Raw genomic sequence first — 16,781 nt, forward strand, 5'->3', positions numbered from 1 at the left:
TTATATAATTTTTATATCAAAACATAATGATTGTATTTCTTTAATTAATATTTGAAATGATTCAGGAATTCCTGACTCTACATTTTCTATTCCGTTCATAATGTTTTTATAAATTAGAGTTCTTCCTATTAAATCATCAGATTTTACTGTTAACATTTCTTTTAATATATGAGCGGCGCCATATGCTTCTAATGCCCATACTTCCATTTCTCCTAATCTTTGACCACCAAAATTTGATTTTCCTCCTAATGGTTGTTGAGTTATTATTGAATAAGGACCAATAGATCTAGCATAAATTTTATCTGAAACTAAATGATTTAATTTCATAAAATATATATTTCCAACACTTATATTTTTAATGAATCTTATTCCTGTTATACCATCAAATAAAATTATTTTTCCATTTTTTGAAAAATTTAATTTATTAATAATTTTTTTAATTACAATATCTTCTAATTTTTTAAAATTATGAACACAAATTGAAATTTTTTTCTTAAATTTAATAAACATAATATAACAATCATTATTATTATAATTAAAAGTATTAATATTTTTATTGAATATAATTTTAAAAATTAACTTTAACATCATTTTTAATTTATAAAATGAAAAATTTATAAAATTTATTTTTTTAAAAAAATTTTTTATTTCTTGAATAGCAGAACCTAAATAAACTTCTATTAATTGACCTACATTCATTCTAGAAGGTATTCCTAAAGGATTTAAAATTAAATCTATTTGATTTCCAAACTTATCATAAGGCATATTAATGCTATCAATAATGTTTGATAAAACTCCTTTATTACCATGTCTACCAGACATTTTATCTCCAATTTTTAAATTTTTTTTTGTAATTATTTTTATTTTAATTATTCTAATTATATTTTTATCAAAATCTTCATAATTTAAAATATTATTTTTTAATATTTTAAAATTTTTTTTTTTAATGAAAACAACATTAAAAATAATTTTTTTAAAAATTTTTAATTTAAAATTATTTTTTTTATTAAAACATTTTAAATTTAATAAAATATTTAAATTATTTTTATTAAAAATAAAAATTTTTTTATTTAATAAAACTTTATTATTATATAAAAAATTAAAAATATTATTTATCAAACAAAAAAATAATTCATAAAAACAATTATTTAAATTTTTTGTTAAATAACAAATTTGTTCAATATCTAAAATTTTAAAAATATTTTTATCAAAAGAATATAATTTTAAATCATCAATACTTAAAACAGTTCCATTAATATTTTTAGGTAAACATAAAGGTTGTTCATAATAATTAAAATTGTTATCAGAAAAAACTATTTTAAATAATTTTTCTTCAGGAGAAAAATTTTGTTTTTTTCTAGGACACATTTTCCCAATTAAAACTTCTTTTGATTTAACAAATTCACCAATTTTTATTATTCCAAATTTAATCTTATTATTTAATATTTGTTCTTTATTAAAAACTTCATTTGAAATTATATCAATACCATTTTCATTATATTTTAAAACACAAATATATTCATAAATATGAAAAGAACAAAAAATATTTTTTTTAATTATATTATTAGATATTAATATAGAATCTTCAAAATTATACCCATACCAACTCATAAAAGCTACTTTTAAATTTCTTCCTAAACTAATTTCACCATTATTAGTAACATTACTACAAACTAATAAATCTCCTTTTAATATATTATTACCTAAATTTATAACAGGTCTTTGTATAATTGAAGTATTTTGATTAGTTCTAATAAATTTTTTTATTTTGTATTTTATTAATTTATATTTATTTTTTATAATAATATAATTATTATCTAAATATAAAACAAAACCATTAATATGACTATTAATATTATAATTAGAATTATTACCAATAACTAACTCATTCCCTGTACCTATTATAGGATTGTCTGATATAAATAAAGGTACGGCTTGTCTTTGCATATTACTCCCCATTAAACATCTATTTGCATCATTATTTTCTAAAAAAGGTATTAAAGATGCTCCTAAAGAAAAAATCTGATCTCCAGAAATTTCTATTAAATCAACGAAAAAAAATTTTTTTTTTTTAAAATGATTTTTTTTTCTAATATTTAAAAATGGTTTAATAAAAATTTCTCCATATATAGTTTTTATAGTTGATAAAAAATTAGAAATATTTTTTAATTTTTCTTCTTTATAATCTAAATACATTAAACCAAAAATTTTTCCTATAATACAAATTTTATATATAGTTGATACTAAATTATATTTGTTTATTTTTGAATAAAAAGAAAAAGAGTTAATTAATCCTATATTATGACCTTCAGGTGTATCAATTGGACAAATTTTACAATAATGAGAAATATGTAAATCTCTTATTTCAAAACCACAATTTTCTTTTTTAATATTATTACCAATTAATGAAATTTTTCTTAAATGTGATATTTCTGATAAAGGATTATTTTGATCTAAAAATTGTGATAATTCATTATTACAAAAATAATCTCTTAATTCTATAGTAATAATATTATAATCAATTAAAATTTCTAAATCATTTATATGATTAAAATTTTTAATTTTATATTTTATATTTTTTAATATTTTATTAAAACTTTTTTCAAATTTAATAGATAATAATTTTCCAGAATTAAATACTAATTTATTCTCTAAACTATCTAAACTATCTTCTAATATATCAAATTTTAAAAATTTCAAATATTTTTTAATAATTTCTAATATTGTAAAAATATTTATTTTATTAAAATTAAATAATTTATTAATTCTTTTAACGCCTATTAAAGAAAAATTAAATTTTTTATGATAAAAAATTTTTTTAAAAAAATTAAAAAATTTTCCTTTTTTATTTAAAAAATTATTATCTTCAAATTCAAAAAAATAATCTTTATAAAATTCAACAATATTATATTCCATTTTTTTTTTTAAAATTATAAAATTAATAAATAAAAATTTATTTAATAATATTAAATTTAATAATTTTATATTGATTAAAATAAATTTTTTTAATTTTATTTTTTTTAATTTTAAATTATTTCCTAAATAATAATTTTTTATTTTTTTAATTGAAAAACAAAAATATTTTCTATATTTTTTGTAAAAAAAAAATTTTTTATTTATAATAAAAAATTTTTTTTTTTTTCCTTTTATAATTTTTATTTTTATATTAAAAAAAAAATAATTAAAAAAAAATTTTTTATTTAACCCTAAACTAATTAATAAATTTTTTATTAAAAAAAAAATTTTTTTATCAAAAACAAAAAAAAATTTTTTATCATAAAAAATTTCTATCCAATTACCATAATAAGGAATTATTTTACAATATTTTTTTTTATTATTAAAAAAATAAATACCATAACATTTAAAAAATTGAGAAATTAAAACTCTATTTGTTCCGTTAATAATAAAATTTCCTTTATTAGTTAAATATGGTATATAACCTAATTTATATTTTTTATTAAAAATTTTTTTTTCTTTTATAAAATAAATTTTAAAATTTATAAAAATTATTGTATAATAATGTATATTTCTTTTAATACAATATTCTTCTTTATAAAAAGGTTTTTTAATATAAATTTTATTTAATTTTAAAAAAATTTCTTTTTTTTTATTAATAATTGGAAAATTTTTTTTTATTATATTTTTTATAGAATAATTTTTTTTATTATATTTTAAAAAATTATTAAAAGAATTTATTTGAATATGAACTAAGTAAGGTTTAAAACATTCATGAAAAAAAAACTTTTTAGATAAACAATATCTATTAAAGTTAAAAATATTTATCATTTAATTTCCACCTTAGCACCTAATCCAACTATTTTTTTAACCATAGAATCACATTCTTCTTTATTTAAATTACTTTTTATTAAAGCATCTTTTTTTTCTATTAAATCTTTAGATTCTTTTAAACTTAAATTTGTTAATTCTTTAATAAGTTTAATTAAATTAATTTTTTTATCTCCTATTTCTTTTAAAAAAATACTAAAATTATTTTTTTTTTCTTCTTGTTTTTCAATATTAGAACTTAAATTAAATTTTTTTTCCATTTTTAAAATTAAATCGCTTAATTCTATTAAATTTAATTTAGAAATTAAATCTAAAATATTTTCAATTAATGTTTTTTCCATATTTTTTTAATAAATTTATTAATTTTGTAATTTTAATTTTAAAAAAATTTATAATTTCTAAAATTAAATTTTGTTTTGATAATTTTGAAATTTCTGAAATTGGTATTTTTTTTAATTTTATATTTTTATAAATAATATAAGAAGGTTGTTTTTTTAATAGATTAAAAATATATATTATACTATTTTGAACTTTTATACAATTATTTTGTATCAATAATAAATATAAATTATTAGAATATTTTATATTAAAATGTTTTAATAATTTTTTATTTAAATAAATTACTTTTATATTTAAATTATTTTTTATTAAATTAATTAAAGAATAATTTACTTTTTCCATATCATAACATATAAAAGAATAATTATTTTTTAATAATATATTTAAATTATTATATTTTATAAAAAAATTATTCATTTTATTAAATATCCTTTTCCCATTGTTGTACTTATATATATATTTTTTATAATAATATTATTAAGAAATAATATTTTTTTAATAGAATTAAGTGAATTTATTACATTAATTTTGATCATATTTTTATTAAATTTTATATTACCAATTTTAAAATTAATAAAATTATTTTTATTTATAACTATTTTTAATAAATTGGAATTAATTTCGTTTATTTTACTTTTATAATTATTTAATAAAAATTTTTTTTTAGAAAATTTTTTTTGTAAATTATTGTTTATTATATATTTTTCATAACTATTATTGTAATATATTTTATCAAAAAAAATTTCTTTTTTTAAAAATTTTTCAAAATACAATTCTCCAAAATACATATTATTTTCAATTTTATTAAAATTTGTTAAAAATAAAAATTTTTTATTACAATTAATAGAATAATCTAAATTTATAATATAACTAAAAAAATTTTTTTTTTTATTTATTATATTTATATTTATATCTATAGATTCATTAAATTTAATTAATTTATTAAATAATAAATTAATAATTTCATTTATATTATTCATAATTAATACCAACACTAATTAATGTTCCTAATACCATTTTTCTAACAGATGATATTTTTTTTTTTTCAAAATTATTTCTATTTAAAGAAATAATATTTATTTTATCAAAATCAATAAAATGTTTATTTTCTAATTTTGGTTTATTAGAAAATTTTTCTATATTTAAAAAATTTTTAATATTTTTAGTTAAAGATTCATTTCCTAAAATTATTTCATAATTTAAATTATTAAATAATATTATTTTAACATGAATTATTTCTAATTTTATATTTTTAGATAAATTATTAAATTTTGTACAAAAATTCATTAAATTTATACCATATTGACCTAATATTGGAGCGATAGGTGGTGTTGGTGTTGCTTTACCTGGTTTTAATAATAATTTTAATTTACATTTAATAATCATTTATTTTTAAGTTATTTCAAGTCAAAGAGGAATTGAACCTCTATTTATAATTTTGGAAATTATTACTTTACCTTTAAGTTATTGACTTAAAAAAAATAATAGCGAAAAAAGGGAATCGAACCCTTTACATTAACTTGGAAGGATAATATTTTACCAATAAACTACTTTCGCGAAAATTGAAGGGAAGAGGATTCGAACCTCTGAAGCTTTCGCAGCAGATTTACAGTCTGTTCCTTTTGACCACTCAGGAATCCCTTCTAAAAATAAAAAGAAAAATTTTATCTTTTTCAAAAAAATATATATTAAAAAATAGCGTTATTTTAATGAATTAATTAAAATCCATTTTATTCCTAAAAACAATATAAAAAATATAAAAAAAAAAAATAAAATAATAATAATATTTATTTTTTTTTTAAAAGAATTTATTTTTAAAAAATATATTATTTGAATAAAAAAATGAATTATAAAAAAAAAATTAATTATATTTTTATAAAAATAAAAAAAAATCGTTAATAAAGATGATAAAAGAAAAATTTTCTCTTTAAAAATTATTTTTTTATGTAAATTATAAAAATTAAACATAACCAAACAATGTGAATAAAATGCCAAAATAAAGAATAATAAATATTGATTAATTTAAATTTTTTTTTATTTTTTTTTAAAATAATTAAATTTATACATATTAAAATTGAAATTATAACATGAATTCCATGAAAAAAAATTATAAAAAAATAATTTGACAAAAAATTATTTGTTTTATAATTTATATTTATATAATTTAAATGATATATATCTTTAAACTCTATTAATAAAAATAATATTGAAAATATTAAATTTAAATAACAATATTTAATTTTTTTTTTTTTCATTATTAAAATAGATAAATAACTACAAATTAATAATATTATTGTTTCTATTAAAATAATTCTATAATTATATATTATATGTTTATAAAAAAAATCATTTGAATTTAAATATGAAATAAATAATATTGAAAAAATTATACAATCACTAATTAAATATAACCAAAATCCTAAAATATTTTTATTAATATTATTCATATAAGTATAAAATTATTAAAATTATTAAAAATAAAAATGAAATTAAAACAAATTTCCAAATCCACCAAATAATAAAAAAAGAAAAAAGAAATAAAATAAAAGAAATTAAAAAAGGATAATAACTTTCTTTATGTTTTGTTTTAAAAAAATAATTTTTTAAAAAATATTTTTTATAAAAAAAATTATTATTATTTAATATATGATTATTTATAAATAATTGTTCATAATTATTTAATGATAAATTTTTTTTATTAAATAATAAATTTATAATTTGTGTTATTATAGAAATTAATATAAAAATACTTCCTATAAAAGATAATAATAATAATTTATACCAATTTAAATTGTAGGAAATAGAATTTCTTCTATACATTCCTAAATATCCTAATAAATAAAATGGAAAAAAAGTTAATATAACTCCAATAAACCAAAAAAAAATATTAATGTATGATAAAAAATTATAATTTTGTTTATTAAATATTATTGGAAACCAATAATTTAAACCTGCTAAATAACCAAATAAAACACCACCTATTATAACAGAATGAAAATGCGCAATTAAAAACATTGAATTATGAAATATGTAATCTAAATTAGGTATAGATAAAATAATCCCCGAAAAACCACCAATTGAAAATATAATTATAAAAGATATAAACCAAAAAAATAATGGAGAAGATTTATTCTTACTATATAATATAGTAAAAATCCAATTAAAAATCTTAACACCTGTTGGAATTGCAATAATCATTGTTGATATACTAAAAAAAATATTATTACTATACCCAGAACCCATTGTAAAAAAATGATGAAGCCAAACTATAAATGATAATATTGTTATTGATATTGTTGCATATATTAAAGAATTATAAGAAAATATAGTTTTTTTACAAATATTTGATAATATTTCTGTAAAAATTCCAAATGAAGGAAGAATTAATATATATACTTCAGGATGCCCCCAAGCCCAAATTAAATTTAAATATAATATTTGTTGTCCACCATAAAATGCTGAAAAAAAATGAAAATTAAAATTTCTATCTAAAAATAATAATGTAATTAATATATTTAATATTGGAAATGAAATTAAAATTAATATATTAGAACAAAAACAAGTCCATATAAATATTGGTAATTTAAAAAAAGTAATATTTTTTTTTCTACATTTAATTATAGTTGTAATAAAATTTATTGATGTTAATAATGTTGAAATACCTGATATTTGTAAACTCCAAATCCAATAATCAACTCCAACCCATGGACTAAATGTAATTTCTGATAATGGTGGGTATGATAACCATCCTATTTTCGAGAATTCTCCAAATAATAAAGAAATATTAATTAATATTATAGAAAAAAAAGTTAACCAAAAACTTAATAAATTTAAGGATGGAAATGCTACATCTATTGAACCTATTTGAAGAGGAATAATAATGTTCATTATTCCTATCATAAATGGCATTGCAACAAAAAAAATCATGATCACACCATGAGCTGTAAAAATTTGACTATAATGATTTAAAGATAAATATCCATTATGATTATAACTTAAAATTTGTTGTAATCTCATCATTACAGCATCTGTAAATCCTCTTATTAACATTATAAAAGAAATAATCAAATATAATTTACCTATTTTTTTATGATCATACGAAATAAAATATTTTTTAATTTTTTTTTTAAAAGAAATTAAAAAAGGAAAAAAAATTCCTATTATTATTATAATAATAATGATTAAACCAACAATTATACTTTCTTTAATTGGAATTACATTAAAATTTAATCTTCCTAAAATCATTTTTTTTTTATTATTGAAAAAAAAATTTTATTGTTTCTTATATTAAAAAATTTAGAAAAATTTAAATAACCTTCTTTTATAATTTTATTAAAAAATAAAATATTTATAAATAAAGACTTGTTAATATTTTTAACCCATTCAAAAAATGTTTTTTTAATAACAAAAAATAAATTAAATCTCATATAATTATAACCTATACCATTATAATTTGTATTTAAACCATGTGCTAAACCATGTTTTAATATTATAAAATAAAAATAATTAATACAATTATTCATACAATACATTTGATAACCAATTTTTGGAATACATAAAGAATTCATTACATTATTAGATAATAAATATATTTTTATTGGAACACAAATTGGTAAACAAATTTCATTAATTGTTAAAATTTTTTGTTTTGGAAAAATAAAACACCATTTCCAATTTAAAGAAATACATTCAACTATTAAAGGTTTTATATTTAAATAGATATTTTTAAAAGGGTTTAAAAAAAAACAACTTTTAATAGTATAAATGCTTAATAATAATATTATTATAGTTGGAAAAATCCAAACTATATTTTCTATTATTAATGAATCAACTAAAAAAATTGTATTTTTTTTATTTTTATATATATAATTAAATATTATTAATATAAATACTAAAATTATTAAAACTAAATAAATAGTGTTTAGTAATAGTTTATTTTCTAAAATTCTATTTAATCCTAAAAAATGTATTTTATTTATTATTTTTATATGATTTTTAAAAAACATTTTTTTATTAATAAAATAAAAAAAATTTTATTTGGAACTAATAGTAAAAATTTTTTTTTATTTCAAAAAAAAAATACCTTTTTTTTTTCTATTATTAATAATTTTTTTTTAAATAATATAAAAATTATACAAAATAATTTTAATTATATAACTAAGATAATTTTTAATCATAAAAATGTTTTATTATATAAAAAAATAAATGGTGTTATGTTTTTTTTTACAAAATTTAATATTTGTTTAAAATTATCTTTTATAATTTCAAAATTAAAAATAAAAAACAAAATAAAAAATATTTTGAAATTATTTTTATTTAAAAATAAAAATTTTATTAAATTTTTTATAATTAATAAACATAATTCAAAAATATTTTCTCATAATGATATATTTAAAGATAATATTTTAATTAATGGTAATTTTATTACAAGTTTAATCGATTTTAATAATTTTTCATTTTTTAGTTATAATAATGATTTATCAAATTTATTTTTAGAAAAAACAGAAAATTTTTTTTATAAAAAAATTTTAATTTTAGAAAATAATTATATAAAAAATAAATTTTTTATAATAAATATTTATAATTATATTATAAAAATATTAATTTTAAGAAAAAATAAAAAAAAAATTATAAAAAAAACAAAAAGTTATAAAAATTATTTAAAAAAATTTTTTTATAAATGAAAAAATTTGAATATAAAAAATTAAAATATAGATTTATTAAAATTTGGAAAAAAAAATGGTGTTTAGGTTTTTTTATAAAAAATAATAATATAAATATAAATGAAGGAGCAACATGTATTAATTATTCTCAACAATGTTTTGAAGGAATAAAAGTTTGTTTAAAAAAAAAAAAAATAAAAATAAAAAAAATTAATATAAATTCAAACAGATTTCAAAAAAGTTGTAAATTAATAATGTCTCCTATTATAAATTTATTTTATTTTATAAATATAATAAAAATTTTATCTATATTAAATTTTAAATATATTCCTAATATTAAAATAGGTTACTTATATTTAAGACCTCTTATTTTAGGAATTAGTAAAAATATTGGTGTAAAAACTTCAGAAAAATTTTTTTTAACAATATTTTGTACTCCTTTATTTACTAAAAATATTTTTTTAAATATAAAATCTGTTTTTTCTAAAAGAATAATAGATAATTACGGAAATTATAAAATAGGAAGTAACTATATTATTAATATAATTAATAATTATTATATTAAAAAATATAATTTTGATGATTATATACATGTAAATAATTTTTTTTTTGAAGAAATTGGTACTTCTAATTTTATAATTTATAAAAAAAAATTAATATTATCTCCTAATAATAAAAATATATTACCTGGAATAAATAAATTTTTTTTTTTATATTTTTTAAAATTTAAAAAAAAAATTTTTAAATTAAATATTAATTTTAATAAAATAAATAATTCAAAAAAAATTATTTCTTGCGGAACAGCAGCTTATTATAAAATAATAAATTTAATTTTATATAAAAATAAAATTCTAAAATATAAAAAAAATTTTTTTTATAAATTATTACATTTTTTTATAAAAAAATATGTTTAAAATTATTAAAATTAATGATAAAAGATTAAGAATTAATTGTAAAAAAAAATTAAATTATAATAAAATAAAAAAATTATATTTTATTAAACAAATGATAATTATTATGTATAAAAAAAATGGAATAGGTATATCTTCAAGACAATTAAATATTAACAATATGATTATTATTTTAAGTATAAAAAAAAATAAACCTATAATTATAATAAATCCATTAATTTTAAAAAAAAGTAAATTATGTACTATTAGTAATGAAGGATGTTTATCAATTCCTAATTTTTATTCAAGCATGATTAGACCAGAAAAAATATTATTAAAATATATAAATTTATATAATATTGTTAAAAAAAAAATTTTTAATAATTTAATTTCAAGATGTATTCAACATGAAATAGATCATTTATTTGGAATTTTAATTTTAGATTATTATAATATAATAATAAAATGAAAAATTTTTTTTCAAAAATTAATTTTAATATAAAAGTACATTTAAATTTATTTAATACTAATATTTTTTTATTTAATTATGAAATAAAAGTAATTACTTCATATATTAAAAGTTTATATTTAATAAATTATATAAATAATTTAGAAAAAAAACAATTATTAAATTCTTTGTATTTAATAAAAAAAAAATTTAATTTAAATATTGAAAATATACATTTATTTATAGAAAATGAAATAATAAAGTTTAATGGTGATTTAGGAAATAAAATTTATTTTAAAAAAAATAAAAATTTTCAAAATATTGTTATAAAAATAATGTTAAAAGAAGAAATAAATAAAATTAATATTCTATTAATCTTTATTAGAAAATGTATAATTTTTTTATCAGAAAAATTTTTCGATATACCTTTATTAGGATTAATTTATATAAATAAAAATATTCCAATCACAATAGGTCATTATTTGTTATCATGGAATGAAATGTTTAAAAGAGATCATGATAATTTATTAAATTGTAAAAAAAATTGCAATAATTTATTTATAGATATAAATTTTTTAACTAATTATAGTTATAATATAAATAAACATATATTTAAAAAAATATTAAATTTTAAATATTTAACAGAAAATTATATTGATTCAGTAAATAATAAGGATTATATAATTTTTTTTTTTTTTTTTTGTAATAATTTAATAATACATTTATCAAAAATTTGCGAAGATTTAATATTTTTTAATAACGAAAAAAATAAATTTATAATTTTATCAGAATTATCTATTTTTTACAATAATATAATATATAATAAAATAAATATTTTAGAATTAATAAAATCAAAAATAGGTAGAATTTATGGAAATTCTATAAATATATTAACAATATTACAATCTCAATCTATTTCTTATAACAATTATCAAGAAGATAAAGAAAGTTTGTTTGATAATATTTATACAATTAAAAGTATTTTAAATTATTTTAGAATTATTTTACCCATTTTAAAATTTAATAAAAGATATATTTATATATATATGTTAGAAAATTATTGTGTTAAAAATGATATAATAAGTTATTTAATTAAAAAAGGTTTAAATTTTGAAAATTCTTATTTAATTTTTAAAAATTGCGAAATTTATTGTAAAAAAAATAAAATAAATTTTTTTAATATTTCATTAAAAGAATTAAAATCAATAAATTATTTATTTCAAAATGATATTTTTTATTATATTTCAATAGAAGGTTCTATAAATAAAAATAATTTTTATGGGTTTACTAACCCAAAACAAGTAATAAAAGCTATACAAAGAGCAAAATTTTTTTTAAATAATATAATTTTAAAATTTAATGATTGAATATAAAAAAAATATTTTTTTTGATAAAGTAAAATTAAATTTTTTTTTAGAAAAAATTGATTTACCTTTATATATTTATAATTATAAAAAAATAATTTTTAACTTTTTTTTTATAAAAAAATTAAAATTTTTTTTTTTTTATTCTGTAAAATCTAATGATAATATTTTTTTATTAAAATTAATAAATAATTTTTTTTTTAAATTTGATATTGTATCAATTGAAGAATTAAAAAAAATAATTTTAATTTCAAAAAAAAAACCATTTATTGTTTTTTCTGGTAGTGGTAAAAATTTATCAGAAATTTTAATTTCTTTAAATTTAAAAATATTTAGTATTAATATAGAATCAATTCAAGAAATTTTAAAATTATATTATTTAAAAAAAAAATATAAAAAAAATATTAATATAATGATTAGAATTAATCCTAATATTGATGCAAAAACTCATAAAAAAATAACTACTGGAACCAATTTAAATAAATTTGGTATTAATTTATTTCATTTAAAAAATTTATTTTATTTAAATAAAATATTAAAATTTAATATTTTAGGATATGATTTTCATATTGGATCACAATTAACAAAAATAAACCCTTTAAAAAAATTATTGAAATTAATTAATATTTTATATATAAATAAAAAATATAAATATTTAGATATAGGTGGTGGGTTAGGCGTTAATTATTATTTTAATAAAAATATTATTAATTTTTATAAATATTATAATCAAATATATTTATTAATTAAAAAATATAATTTAAAAACTAAAATTATTATTGAAATTGGAAGATATATTTTTTGTAATTCATGTGTTATTATTTCTAAATCAAATTATATAAAATTTTATAAAAAAATTTTTTTTTGTATTAACAAATTAGGAATGAATGATGTTTTAAGACCTTCTTTGTATAATTCATTTCATAAAATTGAATCTTTAAATTTAGGTAAAAATACATCATTTTTTTTTGGTCCAATATGTGAATCAAGTGATAAATTTTTAAGTAAAAAAATAAAAGTAAAAAATAATTCTTTATTAATATTTTATTCAATGGGAAGTTATTGTAAAACAATGAGTAACAATTATAATTCAAAAAAAAAAATTTTTGAAGTAATTATTTGTAATAATAAAATAAAAATAATTTTTAAAAAAGAAAAATTTAAAAATTTAATAAATAATTATGAATAATTTTTTTAAAATTCATGCTTGTGGTAATAATTTTTTAGTTTTTTTTAAAAATAAACAAATAATTTTTTTTAAAAAAATATTAAATAAAGTAAATTTAAACTGTGATCAAATTTTAATTATAAAAAATATAAATTTTATTAATTATATAATAAATATAAAAATTTTTAATAATAATTTTTCAGAAGCATTAAATTGTGGAAACGGTATAAGATGTTTGTCTTGGTTTTTTTTAATTAAAAAAAAAAATTTTTTTTTAAATTTTAAATTAAAAAAAAATTATATTTATTCTTTTAAAAGTAAAAATATTTACACGATTTATAAAATTTCAAAAATTAAATTTTTATTTATTAAAATAAAAAATTTTTTTTTAAAAGTTTATTTTGTTAATTTAATAAATTTACATATTATATTATTTATAAAAAACATTAATTCTATTTATTTAAAAAAAATTTATATAAAAATAAAAAAATATTTCGGTGATTGTTATAATATTGAATTTTTAAAATTATTAAACAAAAATAATTTTTTTATTAGAATTTTTGAAAGAGGTGTAGGTGAAACATATTCATGTGGATCAGGAATAATTAGTTCTTCTTTTTGTATAAAAAAAAAATTATTAAAAAATAATTATAAAATAAATTCTATCGGAGGAGAATGTTATACTATTTTTATTAAAAAATTTATATCAATATATGGAAAAGTTAATTTTTGTTTTTTTGGTAAAATATGAATATAATTAATAAAATTTTTTTTTATTGGAAAAATAAATTTTATTTAAAAATATATTGTAAAAATAATTTTTCAGGTGCAGCAACATATAATTTATTAAATGTTAAATTTTTATTAAAAAATAATTATTTTTACTTATTTTTTATTCAAGATTGTTATAGACAATTTGATTCTTATATAAAAAAAAAAAATAAACTTTCAATACATAAACAAATACAAGTTATTTGTAATCCAATATCAATTAATTTTTTAAATTTATATAAAGAATCAATTTTTTATTTAAATAAAATTATTTTTAAAAAAGATAACTGGAAATCACCTCTTTTAGGAGCAAAAGGAATTGGATATGAATGTTTATTTTTAAATATAGAAATTAGTCAAATAACATTATTTAATTATTTTGGAAATAAAAAATTGTATAATCCAATTTTAGAAATTACTTATGGTTTAGAAAGAATAAAAAAAAATAAAATAATAAATTTTATTTATGAAAAATTTAATGCTATTAATAATTTATTTTTAAAAATAAATTTTAAAAAAATGATTTTTTTATTTTTTTTGTGTTATTTAAATTTAAAAAAAAAAAATTTTTTAATTTCTTATTATTTATATGTAAAAATTACAAATATATTCAATTTATTAGATGAATTTTATTTTAACAATAATTATAATAGAATAAAAATTATAAATATTTTGAAAAAAATTTCAGAAAAAATTATTAATTTAATATGTTAAAAAATTTTATTAAAAGAAAAATTTTTAAAAAAAATATTTTTTTTAATATTTATTTTAAATTAAAAATTATAAATTTGAAAATAAAAATTAAAAAAAATAATAATTTAAAATTATTTAACATTAAATATAAAAAATATTTTTTCCTTAATAATAAAAAAAATTTTTTATATATATTGTATATTTTTTTTTTAAAATATTATATTAAATTATATATAATTAAAAATTTTTTTAATTTTAAAAATAAAAAAAATTATTTAAATAATTATTTTAAATTTTTTAAAAAAATAATAAATTATTTTTATAAAATTAAATTTAATAATATTATATTTTTAAAAAATTTTAAAATTTCAAAAAAAAAAAATAAAAGATTTTATAAAAAAAATTTTAATAATTTAGAAACTTCTAAAGTAATTTTTTTTTCTTATTATTTTATTTTAAATTATTATTTAATTAAAAAAAATATTAATTTTATTTTATTAAAAAAAAATATAAATTTTAATAAAATATTATTTTATAATAATATATTATTAAATAAAATTATATAATTAATTAACCTATAGAACACTATAGGCAAAAATTATATAATTTTTACATTAGAAGCTTGTAAGCCTTTTTTACCTTGAGTAACTTCAAAATTTACTCTTTGCCCATCTTGTAAAGATTTAAAACCTTCTAATTTAATTTCTGAAAAATGAACAAATAAATCATCTCCACCATCATCTGGTGATATAAATCCAAATCCTTTTGTATCATTAAACCATTTTACTGTTCCTGTTGACATATTTTATTATTGTAAAAACATTTATTTATATAATTATATTAAAAATATAAAAAAAAAAAAAAACAGTTTTACAATGTGATTTCTAATAAATGAAATATTTTTAAATATTTTTCATTAAAAACGCTTTTATTAATTGTATTAATTTTAATTATTTTATTCTTTAAACAATAATTAATTTTTATTTTATTATTAATAAATTTTTTTTTTAAATATATAAATTTTATATAAGAAGAAAAATCTTCTCCTATTTTATAAAAAATTTTAGTTTTAACATAAATATTTTTTCTTATTTTTTTAATAAAAAAAAAATTATTAAAAACAAAAATAATAATTTTTATATTTATTTTAAAAAAAAAGTATAATTTTTTTTTGTATTTTTTCAAATTTAAATAAAAAAAAACAAAATTAACTTTTTTTATTTTTTTAAAAAAAACATTACTTTTATTATAATTAAAAATTAAATTTTTTTTAAAAAAAATAGAATAAAATTTATTAAATAAAAAAAATTTTTTAAAATGTAATTTATAATTAATTATTTGAATAAAGTATTTTAAAAAAAATATATTTTTATAACAATTAATAATAAAAGTATCTTTTTCATATAAAATATTAAAAAAATATTTTTTATAAAAAACAAAATCTTTATTAAAAAAATTAAAATTCAAAAATAATAAATAATTAAATTTTTTATGAAAACAAAATGAACAAAAATATGATAAAATTAAATTTTTATTTTTTTTTTTTTTTTTTTTAAAAAAAATTTTATTTTTTATTTTTTTAATAAAAATTAAATAATTTTTTTTTATTTCTAAAATATTTTTATTTATTTCAAAGTTATATTTTTTTAATAAAAACAT

The 16,781-nt window shown here is 12.5% G+C and carries 19 protein-coding genes and 2 tRNA genes; 8 read left to right on the top strand and 13 right to left on the bottom strand.

The annotated features are described in order from the left end of the window. The 11 genes from rpoB to A353_RS00990 form a co-directional block, all read right to left on the bottom strand. Complete coding sequence (gene rpoB / locus A353_RS00940) at positions 1-3,786, bottom strand: DNA-directed RNA polymerase subunit beta (RefSeq protein ID WP_014887329.1); 3,786 nt, start codon at positions 3,784-3,786, stop codon at positions 1-3. Continuing rightward, positions 3,783-4,127 carry a ribosomal protein bL12 gene (locus tag A353_RS00945; RefSeq protein WP_014887330.1) on the bottom strand — a complete coding sequence of 115 codons (345 nt, stop codon included), beginning with the start codon at positions 4,125-4,127 and terminating at the stop codon, positions 3,783-3,785. Before A353_RS00945 ends, rpoB begins: the two co-directional genes overlap by 4 nt. Then, positions 4,108-4,542 (bottom strand): hypothetical protein, encoded by a 435-nt coding sequence (locus tag A353_RS00950; RefSeq protein ID WP_014887331.1) that lies wholly within the window; start codon positions 4,540-4,542, stop codon positions 4,108-4,110. The genes A353_RS00945 and A353_RS00950 overlap by 20 nt, the downstream gene beginning before the upstream one ends. Further along, positions 4,539-5,105 carry a hypothetical protein gene (locus tag A353_RS00955; RefSeq protein WP_014887332.1) on the bottom strand — a complete coding sequence of 189 codons (567 nt, stop codon included), beginning with the start codon at positions 5,103-5,105 and terminating at the stop codon, positions 4,539-4,541. The genes A353_RS00950 and A353_RS00955 overlap by 4 nt, the downstream gene beginning before the upstream one ends. After that, the gene (locus tag A353_RS00960; RefSeq protein WP_014887333.1) at positions 5,098-5,511 is read right to left on the bottom strand and encodes an uL11 family ribosomal protein; all 414 of its coding nucleotides are present in this window, start codon (positions 5,509-5,511) and stop codon (positions 5,098-5,100) included. Before A353_RS00960 ends, A353_RS00955 begins: the two co-directional genes overlap by 8 nt. 100 nt (positions 5,512-5,611) lie before the next feature. Continuing rightward, positions 5,612-5,682: transfer RNA gene (locus A353_RS00965), tRNA-Gly, on the bottom strand. A 6-nt stretch (positions 5,683-5,688) separates the two neighbouring features. Next, a tRNA-Tyr gene (locus A353_RS00970) sits at positions 5,689-5,769 on the bottom strand. Positions 5,770-5,826: 57 nt separating this feature from the next. Beyond that, positions 5,827-6,093, bottom strand: a complete 267-nt coding sequence (locus A353_RS00975; RefSeq protein WP_014887334.1) for a hypothetical protein — start codon at positions 6,091-6,093, stop codon at positions 5,827-5,829. After that, the gene (locus tag A353_RS00980) at positions 6,060-6,572 is read right to left on the bottom strand and encodes a cytochrome c oxidase subunit 3 family protein (RefSeq protein WP_014887335.1); all 513 of its coding nucleotides are present in this window, start codon (positions 6,570-6,572) and stop codon (positions 6,060-6,062) included. The genes A353_RS00975 and A353_RS00980 overlap by 34 nt, the downstream gene beginning before the upstream one ends. After that, a complete protein-coding gene (locus A353_RS00985) occupies positions 6,565-8,370 on the bottom strand; it encodes a cbb3-type cytochrome c oxidase subunit I (protein WP_014887336.1) in 1,806 nt (601 codons plus the stop codon). Before A353_RS00985 ends, A353_RS00980 begins: the two co-directional genes overlap by 8 nt. Beyond that, positions 8,367-9,131 (bottom strand): cytochrome ubiquinol oxidase subunit II, encoded by a 765-nt coding sequence (locus tag A353_RS00990; protein WP_014887337.1) that lies wholly within the window; start codon positions 9,129-9,131, stop codon positions 8,367-8,369. Before A353_RS00990 ends, A353_RS00985 begins: the two co-directional genes overlap by 4 nt. On the opposite strand from A353_RS00990, the gene A353_RS00995 reads away from it, so the two are divergent. The 8 genes from A353_RS00995 to A353_RS01030 are packed head-to-tail and all read left to right on the top strand — an operon-like array spanning position 9,114 to position 15,688. Then, positions 9,114-9,809 (top strand): hypothetical protein, encoded by a 696-nt coding sequence (locus tag A353_RS00995; protein ID WP_123912607.1) that lies wholly within the window; start codon positions 9,114-9,116, stop codon positions 9,807-9,809. The two genes, A353_RS00990 and A353_RS00995, sit on opposite strands and share 18 nt — an antisense overlap. Then, positions 9,806-10,702, top strand: coding sequence for an aminotransferase class IV (locus tag A353_RS01000; protein WP_014887339.1), 897 nt, complete (start codon positions 9,806-9,808; stop codon positions 10,700-10,702). Before A353_RS00995 ends, A353_RS01000 begins: the two co-directional genes overlap by 4 nt. Continuing rightward, entirely contained in the window at positions 10,695-11,147 is a 453-nt protein-coding gene (gene def / locus A353_RS01005) for a peptide deformylase (protein ID WP_014887340.1), read from the top strand. The genes A353_RS01000 and def overlap by 8 nt, the downstream gene beginning before the upstream one ends. After that, the gene (locus tag A353_RS01010; RefSeq protein WP_014887341.1) at positions 11,144-12,493 is read left to right on the top strand and encodes a lyase family protein; all 1,350 of its coding nucleotides are present in this window, start codon (positions 11,144-11,146) and stop codon (positions 12,491-12,493) included. The genes def and A353_RS01010 overlap by 4 nt, the downstream gene beginning before the upstream one ends. Next, positions 12,486-13,679: a type III PLP-dependent enzyme domain-containing protein gene (locus tag A353_RS01015; protein WP_014887342.1), complete on the top strand. Its 1,194-nt coding sequence runs from the start codon at positions 12,486-12,488 to the stop codon at positions 13,677-13,679. The genes A353_RS01010 and A353_RS01015 overlap by 8 nt, the downstream gene beginning before the upstream one ends. Beyond that, the gene (locus A353_RS01020) at positions 13,672-14,409 is read left to right on the top strand and encodes a diaminopimelate epimerase (RefSeq protein ID WP_014887343.1); all 738 of its coding nucleotides are present in this window, start codon (positions 13,672-13,674) and stop codon (positions 14,407-14,409) included. The genes A353_RS01015 and A353_RS01020 overlap by 8 nt, the downstream gene beginning before the upstream one ends. Continuing rightward, on the top strand, positions 14,406-15,143 hold the full coding sequence (locus tag A353_RS01120; protein ID WP_014887344.1) for a glycine--tRNA ligase subunit alpha: 738 nt from the start codon (positions 14,406-14,408) through the stop codon (positions 15,141-15,143). Before A353_RS01020 ends, A353_RS01120 begins: the two co-directional genes overlap by 4 nt. After that, entirely contained in the window at positions 15,137-15,688 is a 552-nt protein-coding gene (locus A353_RS01030; RefSeq protein ID WP_014887345.1) for a hypothetical protein, read from the top strand. Before A353_RS01120 ends, A353_RS01030 begins: the two co-directional genes overlap by 7 nt. A 32-nt stretch (positions 15,689-15,720) precedes the next feature. On the opposite strand, the gene A353_RS01035 is transcribed toward A353_RS01030, so the two are convergent. Both A353_RS01035 and A353_RS01040 read right to left on the bottom strand, forming a co-directional pair. Further along, positions 15,721-15,924 (bottom strand): cold-shock protein, encoded by a 204-nt coding sequence (locus tag A353_RS01035; RefSeq protein WP_014887346.1) that lies wholly within the window; start codon positions 15,922-15,924, stop codon positions 15,721-15,723. A gap of 68 nt (positions 15,925-15,992) precedes the next feature. Continuing rightward, positions 15,993-16,781, bottom strand: coding sequence for a hypothetical protein (locus A353_RS01040; RefSeq protein WP_014887347.1), 789 nt, complete (start codon positions 16,779-16,781; stop codon positions 15,993-15,995).

It is taken from the genome of Candidatus Carsonella ruddii HC isolate Thao2000 (assembly GCF_000287275.1).

Bases quoted from the DNA above. Each gene is read 5' to 3' on its own strand.
- rpoB (WP_014887329.1), bottom strand. From the start codon at position 3,786: ATGATAAATATTTTTAACTTTAATAGATATTGTTTATCTAAAAAGTTT.
- A353_RS00945 (WP_014887330.1), bottom strand. From the start codon at position 4,127: ATGGAAAAAACATTAATTGAAAATATTTTAGATTTAATTTCTAAATTA.
- A353_RS00950 (WP_014887331.1), bottom strand. From the start codon at position 4,542: ATGAATAATTTTTTTATAAAATATAATAATTTAAATATATTATTAAAA.
- A353_RS00955 (WP_014887332.1), bottom strand. From the start codon at position 5,105: ATGAATAATATAAATGAAATTATTAATTTATTATTTAATAAATTAATT.
- A353_RS00960 (WP_014887333.1), bottom strand. From the start codon at position 5,511: ATGATTATTAAATGTAAATTAAAATTATTATTAAAACCAGGTAAAGCA.
- A353_RS00975 (WP_014887334.1), bottom strand. From the start codon at position 6,093: ATGTTTAATTTTTATAATTTACATAAAAAAATAATTTTTAAAGAGAAA.
- A353_RS00980 (WP_014887335.1), bottom strand. From the start codon at position 6,572: ATGAATAATATTAATAAAAATATTTTAGGATTTTGGTTATATTTAATT.
- A353_RS00985 (WP_014887336.1), bottom strand. From the start codon at position 8,370: ATGATTTTAGGAAGATTAAATTTTAATGTAATTCCAATTAAAGAAAGT.
- A353_RS00995 (WP_123912607.1), top strand. From the start codon at position 9,114: ATGATTTTTAAAAAACATTTTTTTATTAATAAAATAAAAAAAATTTTA.
- A353_RS00990 (WP_014887337.1), bottom strand. From the start codon at position 9,131: ATGTTTTTTAAAAATCATATAAAAATAATAAATAAAATACATTTTTTA.
- A353_RS01000 (WP_014887339.1), top strand. From the start codon at position 9,806: ATGAAAAAATTTGAATATAAAAAATTAAAATATAGATTTATTAAAATT.
- def (WP_014887340.1), top strand. From the start codon at position 10,695: ATGTTTAAAATTATTAAAATTAATGATAAAAGATTAAGAATTAATTGT.
- A353_RS01010 (WP_014887341.1), top strand. From the start codon at position 11,144: ATGAAAAATTTTTTTTCAAAAATTAATTTTAATATAAAAGTACATTTA.
- A353_RS01015 (WP_014887342.1), top strand. From the start codon at position 12,486: ATGATTGAATATAAAAAAAATATTTTTTTTGATAAAGTAAAATTAAAT.
- A353_RS01020 (WP_014887343.1), top strand. From the start codon at position 13,672: ATGAATAATTTTTTTAAAATTCATGCTTGTGGTAATAATTTTTTAGTT.
- A353_RS01120 (WP_014887344.1), top strand. From the start codon at position 14,406: ATGAATATAATTAATAAAATTTTTTTTTATTGGAAAAATAAATTTTAT.
- A353_RS01030 (WP_014887345.1), top strand. From the start codon at position 15,137: ATGTTAAAAAATTTTATTAAAAGAAAAATTTTTAAAAAAAATATTTTT.
- A353_RS01035 (WP_014887346.1), bottom strand. From the start codon at position 15,924: ATGTCAACAGGAACAGTAAAATGGTTTAATGATACAAAAGGATTTGGA.
- A353_RS01040 (WP_014887347.1), bottom strand. From the start codon at position 16,781: ATGTTTTTATTAAAAAAATATAACTTTGAAATAAATAAAAATATTTTA.